The 13,678-nt window shown below is 31.5% G+C and carries 24 protein-coding genes; 17 read left to right on the forward strand and 7 right to left on the reverse strand.

All coding sequences use genetic code 11. The features are described 5' to 3' along the window. The 12 genes from HEMROJRC1_RS10645 to HEMROJRC1_RS10700 form a co-directional block, all read left to right on the forward strand. Positions 1-248 (forward strand): H-NS family nucleoid-associated regulatory protein (locus HEMROJRC1_RS10645; protein ID WP_226692986.1); only part of this gene is annotated, 248 nt, incomplete at its 5' end. A gap of 612 nt (positions 249-860) precedes the next feature. Further along, entirely contained in the window at positions 861-1,931 is a 1,071-nt protein-coding gene (locus HEMROJRC1_RS10650) for a hypothetical protein (RefSeq protein WP_226692987.1), read from the forward strand. A 577-nt stretch (positions 1,932-2,508) separates the two neighbouring features. Beyond that, positions 2,509-2,808: a type II toxin-antitoxin system RelB/DinJ family antitoxin gene (locus HEMROJRC1_RS10655; protein ID WP_226692988.1), complete on the forward strand. Its 300-nt coding sequence runs from the start codon at positions 2,509-2,511 to the stop codon at positions 2,806-2,808. A gap of 12 nt (positions 2,809-2,820) precedes the next feature. Further along, a complete protein-coding gene (locus HEMROJRC1_RS10660) occupies positions 2,821-3,117 on the forward strand; it encodes a type II toxin-antitoxin system YafQ family toxin (RefSeq protein ID WP_226692989.1) in 297 nt (98 codons plus the stop codon). Between the two features lie 187 nt (positions 3,118-3,304). Beyond that, positions 3,305-3,946, forward strand: coding sequence for a ParA family partition ATPase (parA, locus tag HEMROJRC1_RS10665; RefSeq protein WP_226692990.1), 642 nt, complete (start codon positions 3,305-3,307; stop codon positions 3,944-3,946). After that, positions 3,939-4,169: a hypothetical protein gene (locus tag HEMROJRC1_RS10670; protein ID WP_226692991.1), complete on the forward strand. Its 231-nt coding sequence runs from the start codon at positions 3,939-3,941 to the stop codon at positions 4,167-4,169. Before parA ends, HEMROJRC1_RS10670 begins: the two co-directional genes overlap by 8 nt. A 254-nt stretch (positions 4,170-4,423) precedes the next feature. Next, on the forward strand, positions 4,424-4,603 hold the full coding sequence (locus tag HEMROJRC1_RS10675; protein WP_226692992.1) for a hypothetical protein: 180 nt from the start codon (positions 4,424-4,426) through the stop codon (positions 4,601-4,603). A 383-nt stretch (positions 4,604-4,986) separates the two neighbouring features. Next, complete coding sequence (locus HEMROJRC1_RS10680) at positions 4,987-5,301, forward strand: hypothetical protein (protein WP_226692993.1); 315 nt, start codon at positions 4,987-4,989, stop codon at positions 5,299-5,301. A gap of 10 nt (positions 5,302-5,311) precedes the next feature. After that, positions 5,312-5,869, forward strand: a complete 558-nt coding sequence (locus tag HEMROJRC1_RS10685; RefSeq protein WP_226692994.1) for a hypothetical protein — start codon at positions 5,312-5,314, stop codon at positions 5,867-5,869. Between the two features lie 48 nt (positions 5,870-5,917). Next, positions 5,918-6,187: a DUF1456 family protein gene (locus tag HEMROJRC1_RS10690; RefSeq protein ID WP_226692995.1), complete on the forward strand. Its 270-nt coding sequence runs from the start codon at positions 5,918-5,920 to the stop codon at positions 6,185-6,187. Between the two features lie 110 nt (positions 6,188-6,297). Continuing rightward, positions 6,298-6,564, forward strand: coding sequence for a hypothetical protein (locus HEMROJRC1_RS10695; RefSeq protein ID WP_226692996.1), 267 nt, complete (start codon positions 6,298-6,300; stop codon positions 6,562-6,564). Between the two features lie 77 nt (positions 6,565-6,641). Next, entirely contained in the window at positions 6,642-6,860 is a 219-nt protein-coding gene (locus HEMROJRC1_RS10700) for a hypothetical protein (RefSeq protein WP_226692997.1), read from the forward strand. Between the two features lies 1 nt (position 6,861). Here the strand turns inward: HEMROJRC1_RS10700 and HEMROJRC1_RS10705 are convergent, their stop codons facing one another. The 6 genes from HEMROJRC1_RS10705 to HEMROJRC1_RS10730 form a co-directional block, all read right to left on the reverse strand. Beyond that, on the reverse strand, positions 6,862-7,437 hold the full coding sequence (locus HEMROJRC1_RS10705; RefSeq protein ID WP_226692998.1) for a recombinase family protein: 576 nt from the start codon (positions 7,435-7,437) through the stop codon (positions 6,862-6,864). 22 nt (positions 7,438-7,459) lie between these two features. Then, positions 7,460-7,747 carry a hypothetical protein gene (locus tag HEMROJRC1_RS10710; RefSeq protein ID WP_226692999.1) on the reverse strand — a complete coding sequence of 96 codons (288 nt, stop codon included), beginning with the start codon at positions 7,745-7,747 and terminating at the stop codon, positions 7,460-7,462. A gap of 20 nt (positions 7,748-7,767) precedes the next feature. Continuing rightward, positions 7,768-8,205 (reverse strand): hypothetical protein, encoded by a 438-nt coding sequence (locus HEMROJRC1_RS10715; RefSeq protein WP_226693000.1) that lies wholly within the window; start codon positions 8,203-8,205, stop codon positions 7,768-7,770. A gap of 1 nt (position 8,206) precedes the next feature. Beyond that, positions 8,207-8,467, reverse strand: a complete 261-nt coding sequence (locus HEMROJRC1_RS10720; RefSeq protein ID WP_226693001.1) for a hypothetical protein — start codon at positions 8,465-8,467, stop codon at positions 8,207-8,209. Positions 8,468-8,704: 237 nt separating this feature from the next. Then, entirely contained in the window at positions 8,705-9,016 is a 312-nt protein-coding gene (locus HEMROJRC1_RS10725) for a hypothetical protein (RefSeq protein WP_226693002.1), read from the reverse strand. Between the two features lie 187 nt (positions 9,017-9,203). Further along, the gene (locus HEMROJRC1_RS10730) at positions 9,204-9,419 is read right to left on the reverse strand and encodes a hypothetical protein (RefSeq protein WP_226693003.1); all 216 of its coding nucleotides are present in this window, start codon (positions 9,417-9,419) and stop codon (positions 9,204-9,206) included. A gap of 791 nt (positions 9,420-10,210) precedes the next feature. Between HEMROJRC1_RS10730 and HEMROJRC1_RS10735 the strand changes: the two genes are divergently transcribed. The 3 genes from HEMROJRC1_RS10735 to HEMROJRC1_RS10745 all read left to right on the forward strand — a co-directional run bounded on the left by HEMROJRC1_RS10735 (position 10,211) and on the right by HEMROJRC1_RS10745 (position 11,748). Next, on the forward strand, positions 10,211-10,543 hold the full coding sequence (locus tag HEMROJRC1_RS10735; protein ID WP_226693004.1) for a hypothetical protein: 333 nt from the start codon (positions 10,211-10,213) through the stop codon (positions 10,541-10,543). Between the two features lie 430 nt (positions 10,544-10,973). Continuing rightward, a complete protein-coding gene (locus HEMROJRC1_RS10740; protein WP_226693005.1) occupies positions 10,974-11,468 on the forward strand; it encodes a J domain-containing protein in 495 nt (164 codons plus the stop codon). 43 nt (positions 11,469-11,511) lie between these two features. Further along, positions 11,512-11,748 carry a hypothetical protein gene (locus HEMROJRC1_RS10745; RefSeq protein ID WP_226693006.1) on the forward strand — a complete coding sequence of 79 codons (237 nt, stop codon included), beginning with the start codon at positions 11,512-11,514 and terminating at the stop codon, positions 11,746-11,748. A 174-nt stretch (positions 11,749-11,922) separates the two neighbouring features. Here the strand turns inward: HEMROJRC1_RS10745 and HEMROJRC1_RS10750 are convergent, their stop codons facing one another. Continuing rightward, on the reverse strand, positions 11,923-12,393 hold the full coding sequence (locus tag HEMROJRC1_RS10750) for a lytic transglycosylase domain-containing protein (RefSeq protein WP_226693007.1): 471 nt from the start codon (positions 12,391-12,393) through the stop codon (positions 11,923-11,925). A 439-nt stretch (positions 12,394-12,832) separates the two neighbouring features. Here HEMROJRC1_RS10750 and HEMROJRC1_RS10755 point away from each other — a divergent pair, with 439 nt between their 5' ends. Both HEMROJRC1_RS10755 and HEMROJRC1_RS10760 read left to right on the forward strand, forming a co-directional pair. After that, complete coding sequence (locus HEMROJRC1_RS10755) at positions 12,833-13,237, forward strand: hypothetical protein (RefSeq protein ID WP_226693008.1); 405 nt, start codon at positions 12,833-12,835, stop codon at positions 13,235-13,237. A gap of 139 nt (positions 13,238-13,376) precedes the next feature. Then, positions 13,377-13,664, forward strand: coding sequence for a hypothetical protein (locus HEMROJRC1_RS10760; protein WP_226693009.1), 288 nt, complete (start codon positions 13,377-13,379; stop codon positions 13,662-13,664). Positions 13,665-13,678: the final 14 nt, after the last annotated feature.

The following is a 13,678-nucleotide window of genomic DNA, read 5'->3' on the forward strand; positions in this document are numbered from 1 at the left end:
AGCTAGAGAACAAACGTTTAGCCCTTATTAAAGAGTTAGAAGAAAAAGGTTGGCGTCCTGAAGATTTATTAAACCCGGTGACTCAAAAAGCCAAAGCTCGCCACACGCGCAAAGCGAAAAATAAATATGTTTATGTGACTGAAATTGGAGAAACTCAATATTGGACTGGGCGTGGTCGAATGCCGGCAACGTTAAAAGCACAAGTTGAATCTGGTAAATCTCTTGATAGCTTTTTGATCCAAGAATAATTTTGCGCGCCACGCCTTTATCGCATACGCGACCGTGTGGAGAAATTGTGCAAAACTTGTACCAAGTTTCACACCGAATTTCACCACACTTAAAGGCTATTTTGTGGATTTTCCCACAGTCACTTCGCCCCCTTGCGTGGGCTGTTCGGGATATTTCGTATTTTCCTGCTTTGGTAGGCAGAAAAATACGAAACACCACTCACCGTTCTTGTGGAAAAATCCACAAAATGGGGAGATCGTGCTACCGAATAAAAATAGGGCATTTAGTTACTTTTTGAAAAAGAACCCATTAGAAGTATGCTTTTCTTGATCCAATAAGGATTTAGAAGTAGAATTGGGGGCGTTAGATCTCTTACTCAATCGGTAAGAATAAAACGATTCGGAAAGTAAAAAAGCACTGCTACCAACAGTGCTTTTTGAAAGTGTTTAGGCTACCTACCAAAGCTACGCCACATAAACACAGAAAAGATGGTTCAGCTACCAACCGAACCATTGAAATTCGGATAGGATTGTACTATAAAATTTGCCGAATGCAAATGTTTTTAAAAATCCTCTCTATTCCGGGTTTGAATTCTGTGTTTTTCAGTGGCGTATATATAAAAATATACAAATATGAAAAATTTAGATTTCGAACAATTCAATTTCAAACAAACATTACATTCAGAAAGAGCGGTAAGGCTCTATCATCGTCACCGTTTTTCACGGAAAATCGAATTAAACGCACGGCACGGTTTATCACAAACGGATATTAACTTTTTGCGTTTGACGGGCAATTATTCTGAATCCCTTTTAAGTACCTTGAAAGTTCGTGAACCGCAATCAGTATCACGACAAAAGCATAAAATTCATAAAGAATTTACCCCTAAAAATATTACTAATACAATCAAGTTTAGTATTGGACAAAAACTGGTCGCGCCGGTAGCAAAACACGATATTAACCTGAATCCTTATGTTCGCAAGCTCCGGAAATCAAAAAAACAACGGTTAAACGTGCGAGATGAACTTGAGGAAATGTGTAAATCCGTATTCCCGGCATTGATTAAACACTGTGAGTATTCAGTTTATGCTGACTGTCTATTTGAGATTAAAGCTCCTCTGAAACAATTAGCTCTTGAATTAGGCGTGTTGTCAAAAAATGGGCGTTATGATCGGTTAAATCGTTTACTTGAAATGATGCAAGAAGCCGGGCTTGCGGTGGTTATGCACGAGTTTGATCAAGAGCGATACAAGCAAAAAGCTGTACGTATCTTCCTATTACCGGATTTTTTCTATTCTTTAGGTCACACAGAAGAAAGTCTTAAAAAAATGGTTGCTTCAACGAATTTGCACCTTATCAAAAAAGGGGCTAAAAAATCCCTTGTAGAACGCGCTCAAGCGCACGAGAAGCGGTTAAAAGGCTTGAATGTAGCTAATATGCAAGCTAATCCTAAAAATGCTGAAAAATATGCACTTTTGCAACGTGCGAAAGTCGATTTTCTCAATGATAAGGCTTTTCGTAATCTTGAAAACAAACGCGTAAAATTTGATCGACAAGAAGATACGGAGCAAAGTGCTATTATATTACCGGATATGCCTTTAACATTAGAGGAACTTGCTTATTTTGCGACAGAAAAACAGGCATCAAAAATTACCCTCACTACTCCACCGATAGATCCGGGAAATCAGAAAAGGCGAATTCACTAAACCTACCTTACAATTTGACCGCACTTTTATTTTATCGAGAGATGAAAGGAGCGGTTATGCCTGTTTCTCTGATTTTGCATATATTTTCTTCCATAGACGACAAAATTTTAATAAAGATTTTGGCTACTTTTTTCATTTTTAGAAAATTAGTAAAATAATTCACAAAAATTGTGGATAAATTTGTGAATTATAAAAGTTAATTACACCTATTATTGCGAAACTTATAGTTTCCTTACGGAAAAATAAAAAGATTAAAAAATCGAAGATTTTTTAATCAAAGATAGCTCCCCACTACGTGGGGCATAATTCGAGCTTCTATTAAGAATAACAGGATAACCTTACTGCAACCAGTTTAGGAAAATTGTTCCTGTGCTTGTCAAGGTCAAGCCCTACGGGTTGGCTACGCCAAACCTTGACAATCACCCACAATTTCCTAATGGTTTTGCAGTAAGGTTATCCTCCTCTCTGTGCTAGCGCACAAAATTTAATTAAATTTGTATTGCATTGAAATACAAATAAGATATAATAAGTTTGTATTTCATTGAATTACAAACTAACTTAACTAGAAAGGAAATTAATGGTGAAAACTATGACTAGCATAAACAATTCATCTTTCAGCTTCAGACTAGCTGGAAATTTAAAACAGAAGGCTTTCAGCGTTATTGAACAGTATGGATTTACACCTTCTCAGGCTTTAAATTTATTTTTAACTGAGATTGCAAATAAAAAAACGATTCCATTGGATCTCTCCTATTTAAAACCAAATGCAACAACATTGGCAGCTATGGAAGAGGCAGAAAATGGAGAATTAGAAATTATTTCTCCTCACAATTCTGATAAGAATATCGTTGAGGTTTTAAATAACTTAATTCCCTAAAAGGAGGGTACTTTGAATGCCGATAATCAACTAACTTTTCAGGTTAGTATCACCACATTATTTAAAAAAGACATAAAAAAATTAGAGGCAAAACAACTTTGCTCACCTGAATTTAATGAGGTTATGTATTTATTACAACATAACAAACCTCTTCCAAAAAAGTATTTAGATCACCCTTTAGAGGGGAAGATGAAAGAATATCGAGATTGTCATATATTCAATGATCTTGTACTAATTTACAAAATTGATAGAGATAAAAAAGAGCTTCAGTTAATTAGGATAGGTTCACATTCAGCCCTATTCAAATAAATTCATATATATAGATCAAAACGCCTAGTAGAAAATATCAATTTACTAGGCGTTTTGGTTTTGTCTAGATACATAAATATTTGTTTTATTGAACAAATATAAAAATAAATATTTTTACAAATAAATATTTGTTTATTTGTTTATTTATGCTAGTATTTAGATGCCAAACAAGAATAAGGAGGATTGAATGAAAGTTATTGCAGTTTTAAGTCAAAAAGGGGGAAGTGGGAAAAGCACTATATCCATTAATATTGCGCGTTGTCTGCAACTTAGAGGGTATAATGTAGCATTAATCGATACCGATCCACAGGCTTCAGCTCGTGAATGGAATGCGCTTTCAAATGAGGATTTCTTTCCAGTGTACGGTTGTGATAAAGGCATATCTGAAAAAGAAATTAAGCATCTAGAAAAAGTCGCTGATTTCCTTTTGATTGATGGTGCGCCACGCATCGAAAAAGCCATGGCAGATTCTATTAAACTTGCTGACTATATTTTAATACCTTTAAAGCCGTCACAATTTGATATTTGGGCGTGCAAAGATTCGATTGAGCTTGTTCAAACTCGAATGCAAATAGATGATAAATTAAAGTCCGGACTTGTATTAAGTCAAGTAAACAAGCAAACCAATTTAGCAAAAGAGGTTATTCAATTTATTCAGGAAAATTTTGAAATACCCTTGCTACAGCATAGTACAGGCTCAAGGATTAGCTATGCGGAGGTGTTAAGTTCAGGTGGTACTGTTTTTGAAGGGCAGTCTAAAGAAGCCAAAGAAGAGATTAATCAAATCACTAACGAAATTTTAACGCAATTAGGAGTAAAAAATGTCTAAAGCCAAACTAACAAAAGGATTATCGCTTGGAAGCATAGAAAAAGAAGCTATGCCTGAACTAAAAGACGATTTAGAAAAAACAACCGAAAAGAGAACTACGTTGTATCTTGATGAAAATATTCATCGTGCAATAAAACGCTATGCGTTCATGGAAGAAATAAAAATTAAAGATTATATTAATAATATTCTACGTAAGGATCTTCAAGAGAAAGGGCTATTGTAATGTATTATGCTTATACTAAATAGATTAGATAAACTGATTTCTGTTGCCAATTACTATCTTGAGCAGCTAAGACAAAAGTCAGTTCTTGCAATAATGGCAACGGTTATTTTTATTTGTACTATCTTGATACATATCATTTTAGGTGGTTCGTTATTCTTTTTTGTAGATGTATGCGTTCTCATTGGTCTTTATCGTAGCCTTCAGACAGCTTATATTAATGCTCATTATCCAAAGCAATAATTAAGGAGAAAAAGATGTTTAAATCTGATCCAGAAATAGATAATCACCCTTTGTATAGAGCTTTAAAGGAAAATAAAGATAACTATACGATGGATTCTAAAGGAGGTGTACATTTAAAGCCGGAATATGCTGATAAAAAGCTCAGAGAAATTCTTCTCAAACTCAAAGACATAAAAATAGAGCTGCATAGATAATAAATGCCTTCTGGTGGATTCAACTTGGTTGCATTTTACGGTTTCCGCTCTTCTTTTTGTCAAGGTCAAGCCCTCCGGGTTGGCTACGCCAAACCTTGACAAAAACCGCTCCAACCGTCTCATTTAACCAAGCCGAAGCCCCCTATTGTGCAGTGATAAATCCTGCAAAGTGCGGTCAATTTCTTGAGGGGGATTCAAAATGGTATTTGCAAATAAAAGGTATTTTAACAAATAAAAAAATAAATATTTATGCAAATAAATATTTGTTTATTTGTCAAAGTGTAGTATAATAAGCCCAGTTAAACGGCAAAGGTCGAATAACTAAAACGGTTCTCACATAGTGGGGATTTCTTATCAACTAGAACCTATAAGGGGCTATCATTATGTCTAATCAAGAACAGTTAGGAAAAAAAGAAGTTATTTGTAAATTTAGCTTAATCATTTTACTTGGGGCAGCGCTCAATCCTCAAGAGTATTTTCCGCAAGCGAAAACTTATGCCGATGTTGTAAATTTTGCGTTTGATTGTAATTCGGTGCAAGCGGAAGATATTTTTATTCTTGATTCTTTTCAAGAAAAATTAAGTGCTTTTCTTGCTGATTTATGGATTGAGTTGGGTTCAGATTATTACACGCTGAAGAAAACAAAAGTGTTCTTGCAGAATTCTTTGATCTCTCAAGGTTATGAAATTCAACTCTAAGGGGGATTATATGAAATGCGAAGAATATAAAGATAAATTTGACCGGATTTTCCAAAAAGTAGGGGGGGAAACCGCCTCTATTTGGAAAGGTGAAAAATGGTCAAATTATGTTGATGCTTTGAACTATGTTTCCTGTATCCGAGGGCAAGAAGTACACGTTAAACTTGAATTTATCCGGGATAGGGTTAAAGCTGCTGTATATGTTGGGGATTACCATTTAGATTACCGGAATTATTTCTCAAAAGAAATTTCATTTAGTGTATTAAAACCTGAACTAAAAATAGTACAGGATTTAATCAATCGGTTAGAACTTAATTCACTTAATGATAAGGTTGTAAATATTTTGGAAGCGAGGAAAAAATCTAATGAAAATAAAGAAAATGAGAAATACAGAATTGAACTATTTAAAAAATTTATACCTTTTAAGGAAGGTTATAACGGGAAGCTGTACGCAAGACCTAAAAATGATGTAAGTATTGAATTTGAGCCACGTGCTAACATCTTAGAAATTAGAGGTGATACTGAATTGCTTATGGCAATTTGTGCTAATATTAAGCAATTACTGTAATTTTAACAAGGGATAGCCATTTTATATGGCTATCCATAAGGGACGATAATGGATAAAAATACAATCTTTGCCAAGCTGTTTAGGCTAACTCCTTTTTCTTATGATATACCTTCATTCATTGAGTTAATGGCTAAATCCGGATATTCGGTGACTAAATCTCAAATTAATTGTTGGCAACGAAAAGAAGGAAGTGAAAAATCACGCCCAGTTCCGGATTTTGTTTTTGAGGTGATATTTAATTATTTGTTTGACCAAAAAACTAAAGGAATGGAAATTATTCATAATTTTGAAGCAAAAAAAGAAATATCCAACAAATAAATATTTGTATATTTCTACAAATAAATATTTGTATATTTGTAAAAATATAGTATAATAGTCTCAGTTAAACAGGAAAGGTCGGATAACGAAGAAAACACTGGGGGTAAAGTATGAATATTGAAATTTGGGATTGTGGTATTGATCCAAAAAAAGTGAAAGAGAAAGTTACTCTTTCGTTAAATAGGCAAGAAATTAAATTTTTGCTGCATAAATTAATGTTATTGAAAAAATCTACTAATAATGATTTGCAAAAGTATATGGAAGAATTAGAAAATTCGACTAGCGAAGAATATAAGGAATGTCTAGAGGAGCTAGTAACTGTTTGTGAATTAGATATTAGGGATTTAGATGCGTTAATAAAGCAGTTTTTAAATTAATTATAGTATAGAAGTACCTATGTAATACATAGGTTACTTCTTTTATCTCTTACTTAAATATTTTGAAGGAAAATAATATGAGTTTAGAAAATAACTTAAAGCAATTAGAAGCGTATTATCCACTTTGTAACTATGAATCAAAGTTGATTTGTGCTGACTTAATTAATGGCATTAACGATATTTTAAAAGGAAAAAAGCTAACAGTTGATGCTTATGCCTCAACGCCTGAAGAGCTAGATAAACGTGTCTATAACTTTTTAATGGAAATAGATAAACATATCTCAGTAACGCTTTAAATTAATCCCTAGTTATGGCTAGGGATTTTCTTTCTCGATAAGCAGTTGTTTTTGATATATCGTATTTTTTTGCGAGTTGAGATAAAGTTAATCCTCTTTTTACATCTCGCTTAAATGCTACTTTCTGGTCTTTTGTAAGTGCTTTAGGTCTCCCTCCCTTTCCTGCTTCACCTTTTGCTAAACGTCCCTCCATTGTGCGCTCTCGAATATAATTGCGATCCACTTCAGATAAGGAAGCCATAAAAACAAATTTAGCTTTCTCAAATGGATCATTGCGTTTTTCTGTATCAATCGCACCATCAAGGCTCTTAAATCCAATTCCACGATTTTCAAGTTCTTCATAAAGATTTAAAAGTTGGCTTGTGCTTCTTCCTAAGCGATCCAATCTTGTAACAACGACGGTATCACCTTCACGAACAAAATTAAGTAATTCATCAAGCCTTACTTTATTTTTGTTTTTCTCCCCGGAATTTTTCCCGGTGAAAATTTTAAGGCAGCCCACATCTTGAAGTAGCTTAACTTGCTCTTCGTAACTTTGCCCGATAGTACTTACTCTAGCGAAACCTATTAATGCCATTTATATACCAGATTATTTACAATTAATATACATCAGTTCTTGTTTCTATACATTTAAAAAGATTATCATTTTTATATATTGTTATTTTTGAAAAATAAGAGTCCTTTTTATATTTTATAACTCTATTTTTATCATCTCTTTCTATTTTACCAATTACCTTTTTATTTATTAATATTGAACCTTTAATGTCGTGACAAATTAATCTAGTTTCATTTAACTCACCTGTTATTAACATAACTATATAAGCAATAAATGTTATACCTAATATAAACAATAAAAATAATATTATTGGATTTATTTTTAGTTTCATTTTTCTACTTTATTTAAAACTTAAAATTTGTTCCAATCTTTGATAAATTTTTCAGAATGGATAAGTTCTAAAAATTTTGGTTCTATTTCCCAAAAAGCTTTATCTAGACTTCCGTAGTTTCTTTTATAGAAGTTAGTTATATTTTCTTCTGCTTCTTCAAAGAAATCTTCTCTATTCTGCAAGAGAAATAATCTTCTGAAGTAGTAGTCTTGTAAAACTAGATCAAATAAAAGAGAAGGATTGTCTATAAAATAATTAGAGTTATTTTTTAGCGCATCTTTAGTTAGAGTATTTATAGATTCTCTGTATTCATTCCAACGTTTTAATAGTGTTGAAGCATAGTCTAAATTGTATCTGCTTATATAATTAAGATCTATGTTTTGATTCATACTTTCTACTTTAGAATTGTATTCCTTTTCAGTTTTACCGCCTAATAACTTAATTAAAAAATCTCTCATTTTATTCCCCCTTTTTTTCACACTTAAATAAATCTTTATCCTTAACTAGAAATGCTTTAGTTCCATCAGCTTTAGTGTATTTTATGGTTTCGTTACCATAATCATACTTTACTTCCCCTTTGATTAATTCACTTATTATAATTAAGCCATCTTTATTGTAGCAGGTAAGTTTTTCGTATTTTGTATCTGTTGCATATCTATTTAAGCCGATAGATGTTAAGAATACAATAGCAACGCAAGATAGTATTGTAATATATTTCATATTTTTCGTGAATATTGATGTTTTTAATCCTTATATAGTTGCTCTATATATAAATATACAGAATAAGTGATATAATCCAAGATATTATCCCAATATTATAATATTTTATAATTTCTTCTTTTTTCTTTTCAGAAAGATAGTGAAAGTAAACTGCAAGATTCATTAAACCCAAAAGAAAGAAGAAGATAAGTAGATAAATCATAATTAGTCCTTATTTTATATAACCATATTCAAAACTTAATATATTTTTTCTTTTTTATAGAACAAAAAAATTCCTAATATAATTGGTTGAATAGCTAAAATTGTTAATATCACAAAATAACTATTTGCTTTTTCTTGATTTCCATCAGCTTTTATTAGTAACCATTCATAAATATTATTTATAAATACATCTAGTAGTTCTTTAACCTTAGCCCAATCAGCATTTAGTAAGATTACAGAGCTAGAAGCAATTAATCCTATTATTCTTATATACGATGTTGTTTGATTGTTTGCTGGTATCAAAAAGAAAATAACTTGAAAAATCATTGCTACTGTTTGTATATCCATTTTTACCTCTTTTGTGTGGTATTCAAAACTTAAAAGTTAAAACTTTATTGAGACCAGTAACTCCAAAAGGAAATTAACTCTTCATAACTTTGTCTAGAGGCATTTGGAATCTCGAAACCAGAACCTTCTGAAAGAGTTCTCACTATCATTTTGTTATCAGATGTATATTCAACTGAAATAATTTTTCTTACATCAACACATTTTTGTTGCTTTGGGGTAGCAAATATATAAAGTGAATGTTTAGGGGGGGGCTAGTTTTCATTTTTTCTCCTATTTGTTTACTAAACAAGAGTAGAAAAAGAACAGTTATAACTATAATTATTCCCACTGGAAGTATAGGTAAGCCGCCATATTTGATGTAAACAGGCTCGGGTTTTTTGTATTCGTGAGTTCCTTTTTTCATATCACCTCCTTTATTCAAAACTTAAAACTATTTCAGTGAGATTTTTAGTTTGGTAAGGTCATTTTCAAGTTTGCTTACTCTTCTTGCTAAGATCACATTGCCTATACCAAGTAGAAAAACAGCGATTCCGAGTAGAATCAAAGGTACAGTTTCCATGTTTTCTCCTATTCAAAACTTAAGAGTTATGGATAGTATAATAATGATATATTCAAAACTTTACAAGTGTTATTTTTGAATATAGTCAAAATGATGATTTATAGTTTTGAATAGGCTTGAGCTTTCCCTCCCTTTGGTCGGGTCGGGCTTGCATTTTTTATGGCCGCAAGCAGCCATAAAAAACTCAACCACCGCAAGCGGTGTTTTCGCCTGTCGGTGCTAATCCCTAAGCCATAAGTAAAATATAAGATAACCAATGAGCAAGGGGTTTCAACTTGGTTGCATTTTACGGTTTCCGCTCTTCTTTTTGTCAAGGTCAAGCCCTCCGGGTTGGCTACGCCAAACCTTGACAAAAACCGCTCCAACCGTCTCATTTAACCAAGCCGAAGCCCCCTATTGTGCAGTGATAAATCCTGCAAAGTGCGGTCAATTTCTTTGGGGGGGATTCAAAATGGTATTTGCAAATAAAAGGTATTTTAACAAATAAAAAAATAAATATTTATGCAAATAAATATTTGTTTATTTGTCAAAGTGTAGTATAATAAGCCCAGTTAAACGGCAAAGGTCGAATAACTAAAACGGTTCTCACATAGTGGGGATTTCTTATCAACTAGAACCTATAAGGGGCTATCATTATGTCTTTTTTTAATATTCCGTTAAACTGTTCATATAAGTGTAAAGAATGGGAAGAAATTTTAGATTACTATAATGAATGGGTGTCTGATGATGAAGTATGGGAAATTGCACGTGAAAGTAAAAAATTACCAGTTTTAGGTAATGTTTATCAAAATCTATTATTAAGCCGTGTTTTAGCTCATTTTTGTGAAGAGACAAGGTTAGATGAAGATGATTTAAGGATTTTTTATTTTGTTAATTCTATTGATACACATTTAATCATAAATGATTGGGATATTTGTACTGTTCAAGATTATTGGGATTGCATAAAAGAAAATAAAATTAAAGATTAAATAATTAGCCTCTTTTTGAGGCTATTTAATAAATTATTATAAAAAACTATTTCTACGGAGGATTCAACTTGGTTGCATTTTACGGTTTCCGCTCTTCTTTTTGTCAATGTCAAGCCCTCCGGGTTGGCTGTGCCAAACATTGACAAAAACCGCTACAACCGTCTCATTTAACCAAGTCGAAGCCCCCTATTGTGCAGTGATAAATCCCTGCAAAGTGCGGTCAATTTCTTTGGGGGTATTTCAAAATAATATTTGTAAATAAAAGGTATTTTGACAAATAAAAAAATAAATATTTATGCAAATAAATATTTGTTTATTTGTCAAAATGTAGTATAATAAACACAGTTAAACGGCAAAGGGTCGAATAACTAAAACAGTTCTCACATAGTGGGGATTTCTTATCAACTAGAACCTATAAGGGACTATCATTATGAACACTAACCAAGCGTTAAATATTCTTGATCTTAAAGGCACAGTTACAAAAGATCAGTTATCAAAAGCCTATAAAAAAATGGCGGTAAAATATCACCCTGATCGTAATCTAGCAGGCGTGGAAATGATGAAAATTATTAATTCAGCTTATGAATTTTTAAAAGGTTTAAACCTTGAAGAGATTAAACATACAGATGAAAAAAATTCTTATGATTATTCAGAAGATCTAGAAGTAGTTATTTCTGAAATATTAAAAATGCAAGGAGTAGAAATTGAAATTTGCGGAAACTGGATTTGGCTTTCTGGAAATACGAAAGAATATAAAGATAAAATTAAATCATTAGGTTGTTTTTGGGCTAGCCAAAAGAAAAAATGGTATTACAGACCAGCAGAATATAAGAGTTTTAATCGTAGCTCTTGGAATATGGAAGCAATTAGGGCTAAATATGGCTCATCAAAAGTAAAAAATCAAAATTTAGAACTTACCGCATAAACATAGAAAGCCCGCTTAGGCGGGCTAATAATAGGCTATAATTATGATTGAAACATTAAGAAAATTAGAGATTAAAGAATACGCCGAAGCAGTTATATATGCTTTTGAGTTTAAAGAGCCTATCACTTCCTTTTGTTTTAAAGGGAAAAATGAATTAGATTATTTCTTGGAGTGTATGAATGATTTAAAAAAATCTATTAATTTAATAAATTTAATTGAAGAGGAAAGAAACAAGAGAAAAAATATAAAGCAGATATTAGATAGTGTTATTTTAGCATAAAAAAGAGAAAGCCCTATTATTAGGGATTCCTCTTCTCTTTTATAGCGTACTTATTATGACTTTTTTTAAACCCTAAGATTTTATCTTGCCTTGCTTTTCGTTTTATTCCTTTTAGTTTTTTTATACTAAGTATAATCAACAATGACATTATAATAATAATTAAAAATTTCATTTTTAAATCCTTGGTAGTCTTAGTTCTTTACGCTTTATTTTATTATAGTAAAGATTTACATCTTTTGCATAGTTATATCTAATTTTTACTCTTTTATCATTATTCTTGCTTCCTGCATTGTAAACCCCAATAGCAATCCATTTTCTACCGTATTTTTTAAAGTTTTCATTTAATATATAACCACCGACAGAAACATTAAAACAGGGATATTTTATAAGATTTTTTACGCTTATTGCCGGAAAGATTGGTTTTAACTTTTCTATGTTTGACGTGTTTATTTGCATTATTCCAATATCTCTTGATCCATCGTTATTTTTTCCTATAGCGTTTACATTGTATTGTGATTCTTTCCAAGCTATGGCTCTCAAGTAATCAGGATCAAAATTATAGTACCTCCCTACCTTTTCAAAGCAATTAGCCTGAGAATACAAAGGGAATAATAGAAATAAAGTATATTTTATCAATTTCATCATTTTACCTTTTTATCTATGAACTACCCATTTTTTGTCTGCATAAAAACTTAACTACTACAAGCGGTATTTTCGGCTATCGGTGATAATACTTAAGCTAGATTAAGCATACATTCGCTATCTTTGGGGTAACTTATTTTGATAAGTATTATATATTTTTTCAATACTTAATCTATCAGACTATGCCTATTTTTTTTATTTTTATACACACCTAACGCAAATTTAAAATTTGCATTTATTTTCTTTAATATCAACAATCTATGAGTAATTGATTAAAAATCAGTCTATTTTTGTGATGCTATACAGCATCTATAAATATAATACATATAACTTATTAAAAAAAGAATACTTTTTATCAAAAAAAATAAATTTGTGCTTTATAGCATTTCTATGTATGCTATGTAGCATCAATATTTGATTGTTTTTTAATCGGAGTTATATTATGACCTTTGAACATAAACAAAATAATCGTGTTACTATCCGCATACCTTATTCTGTTCTTGAAATTATAGATCGTATTTTAGATAACAGGATTGGAGATGGTGAATCTAGTGTTACTAGACATAGTATTGCAGTAGAGTTATTAAAACTTGGTGCAAGAATTGAAAAGAAAAAATTAGACAATATTGAAACCGGAGGTAATCCGTTTGATAATCGTTTAGAAGAGCAACTTTCTTTTATTGCTAATTCAATTATAAGAACTAGCTTACAAGTTGAAAGATTTTCTAGTGTTTTTTTTGAACTGAATAAAGTTTCACCGGATTTGTTTAATAGAATAGTCAGTGAGGTAAAGCTCTCTGAAAAGGAAAAAATGTTATTGAAAAGACTTTTTATTGATACAGATTAAAAAAATGTGAGATAGTTCAAATTTCAAGAAAATAACTATTGACAATTAGTTTTTTTTTTTTTCTAGAATTTGTGTCGCATTAGTGATAACCGCTAATGCGACTTTTTTTTATTAAAAATTAACAAAAGAGGAAAATAAAATGTTTAAAGATTTTATCAAAAAACTTTATTCAAAAATAAAAACAACTGTAACAGTTACAGCAGCTTCTTCAGTGCCGGCTGTTGCGATGGCAGTAGATTTAGCCGCAGGAGCAAAACAAGATGTAAAAGATACTCTTGGTGTTGGTTCAACCGCATGGACTATTTTACTTGTTGTTGAAATTCTTGCCGCTGTTTTAGCATATATTAAAACTAAGAATCTTGCATTATTTGGTGGGATTATTGCTGTAATCCTATTTGGTAATGTTGCTTGGGCATTAATTAGCTAAATAAAGGAGTGTTT

It is taken from the genome of Rodentibacter sp. JRC1 (assembly GCF_020521555.1).
Taxonomy (GTDB): domain Bacteria; phylum Pseudomonadota; class Gammaproteobacteria; order Enterobacterales; family Pasteurellaceae; genus Rodentibacter; species Rodentibacter abscessus.

What these genes read in the sequence shown, in the direction of transcription:
- HEMROJRC1_RS10695 (WP_226692996.1), top strand. Translation starts at nt 6,298, where the DNA reads ATGAATATTGAAATTTGGGATTGTGGTATTGATCCAAAAAAAGTGAAA.
- HEMROJRC1_RS10740 (WP_226693005.1), top strand. Translation starts at nt 10,974, where the DNA reads ATGAACACTAACCAAGCGTTAAATATTCTTGATCTTAAAGGCACAGTT.
- parA (WP_226692990.1), top strand. Translation starts at nt 3,305, where the DNA reads ATGAAAGTTATTGCAGTTTTAAGTCAAAAAGGGGGAAGTGGGAAAAGC.
- HEMROJRC1_RS10750 (WP_226693007.1), bottom strand. Translation starts at nt 12,393, where the DNA reads ATGATGAAATTGATAAAATATACTTTATTTCTATTATTCCCTTTGTAT.
- HEMROJRC1_RS10720 (WP_226693001.1), bottom strand. Translation starts at nt 8,467, where the DNA reads ATGAAATATATTACAATACTATCTTGCGTTGCTATTGTATTCTTAACA.
- HEMROJRC1_RS10700 (WP_226692997.1), top strand. Translation starts at nt 6,642, where the DNA reads ATGAGTTTAGAAAATAACTTAAAGCAATTAGAAGCGTATTATCCACTT.
- HEMROJRC1_RS10715 (WP_226693000.1), bottom strand. Translation starts at nt 8,205, where the DNA reads ATGAGAGATTTTTTAATTAAGTTATTAGGCGGTAAAACTGAAAAGGAA.
- HEMROJRC1_RS10650 (WP_226692987.1), top strand. Translation starts at nt 861, where the DNA reads ATGAAAAATTTAGATTTCGAACAATTCAATTTCAAACAAACATTACAT.
- HEMROJRC1_RS10655 (WP_226692988.1), top strand. Translation starts at nt 2,509, where the DNA reads ATGGTGAAAACTATGACTAGCATAAACAATTCATCTTTCAGCTTCAGA.
- HEMROJRC1_RS10760 (WP_226693009.1), top strand. Translation starts at nt 13,377, where the DNA reads ATGTTTAAAGATTTTATCAAAAAACTTTATTCAAAAATAAAAACAACT.
- HEMROJRC1_RS10685 (WP_226692994.1), top strand. Translation starts at nt 5,312, where the DNA reads ATGAAATGCGAAGAATATAAAGATAAATTTGACCGGATTTTCCAAAAA.
- HEMROJRC1_RS10690 (WP_226692995.1), top strand. Translation starts at nt 5,918, where the DNA reads ATGGATAAAAATACAATCTTTGCCAAGCTGTTTAGGCTAACTCCTTTT.
- HEMROJRC1_RS10725 (WP_226693002.1), bottom strand. Translation starts at nt 9,016, where the DNA reads ATGGATATACAAACAGTAGCAATGATTTTTCAAGTTATTTTCTTTTTG.
- HEMROJRC1_RS10680 (WP_226692993.1), top strand. Translation starts at nt 4,987, where the DNA reads ATGTCTAATCAAGAACAGTTAGGAAAAAAAGAAGTTATTTGTAAATTT.
- HEMROJRC1_RS10730 (WP_226693003.1), bottom strand. Translation starts at nt 9,419, where the DNA reads ATGAAAAAAGGAACTCACGAATACAAAAAACCCGAGCCTGTTTACATC.
- HEMROJRC1_RS10710 (WP_226692999.1), bottom strand. Translation starts at nt 7,747, where the DNA reads ATGAAACTAAAAATAAATCCAATAATATTATTTTTATTGTTTATATTA.
- HEMROJRC1_RS10735 (WP_226693004.1), top strand. Translation starts at nt 10,211, where the DNA reads ATGTCTTTTTTTAATATTCCGTTAAACTGTTCATATAAGTGTAAAGAA.
- HEMROJRC1_RS10675 (WP_226692992.1), top strand. Translation starts at nt 4,424, where the DNA reads ATGTTTAAATCTGATCCAGAAATAGATAATCACCCTTTGTATAGAGCT.
- HEMROJRC1_RS10670 (WP_226692991.1), top strand. Translation starts at nt 3,939, where the DNA reads ATGTCTAAAGCCAAACTAACAAAAGGATTATCGCTTGGAAGCATAGAA.
- HEMROJRC1_RS10745 (WP_226693006.1), top strand. Translation starts at nt 11,512, where the DNA reads ATGATTGAAACATTAAGAAAATTAGAGATTAAAGAATACGCCGAAGCA.
- HEMROJRC1_RS10755 (WP_226693008.1), top strand. Translation starts at nt 12,833, where the DNA reads ATGACCTTTGAACATAAACAAAATAATCGTGTTACTATCCGCATACCT.
- HEMROJRC1_RS10705 (WP_226692998.1), bottom strand. Translation starts at nt 7,437, where the DNA reads ATGGCATTAATAGGTTTCGCTAGAGTAAGTACTATCGGGCAAAGTTAC.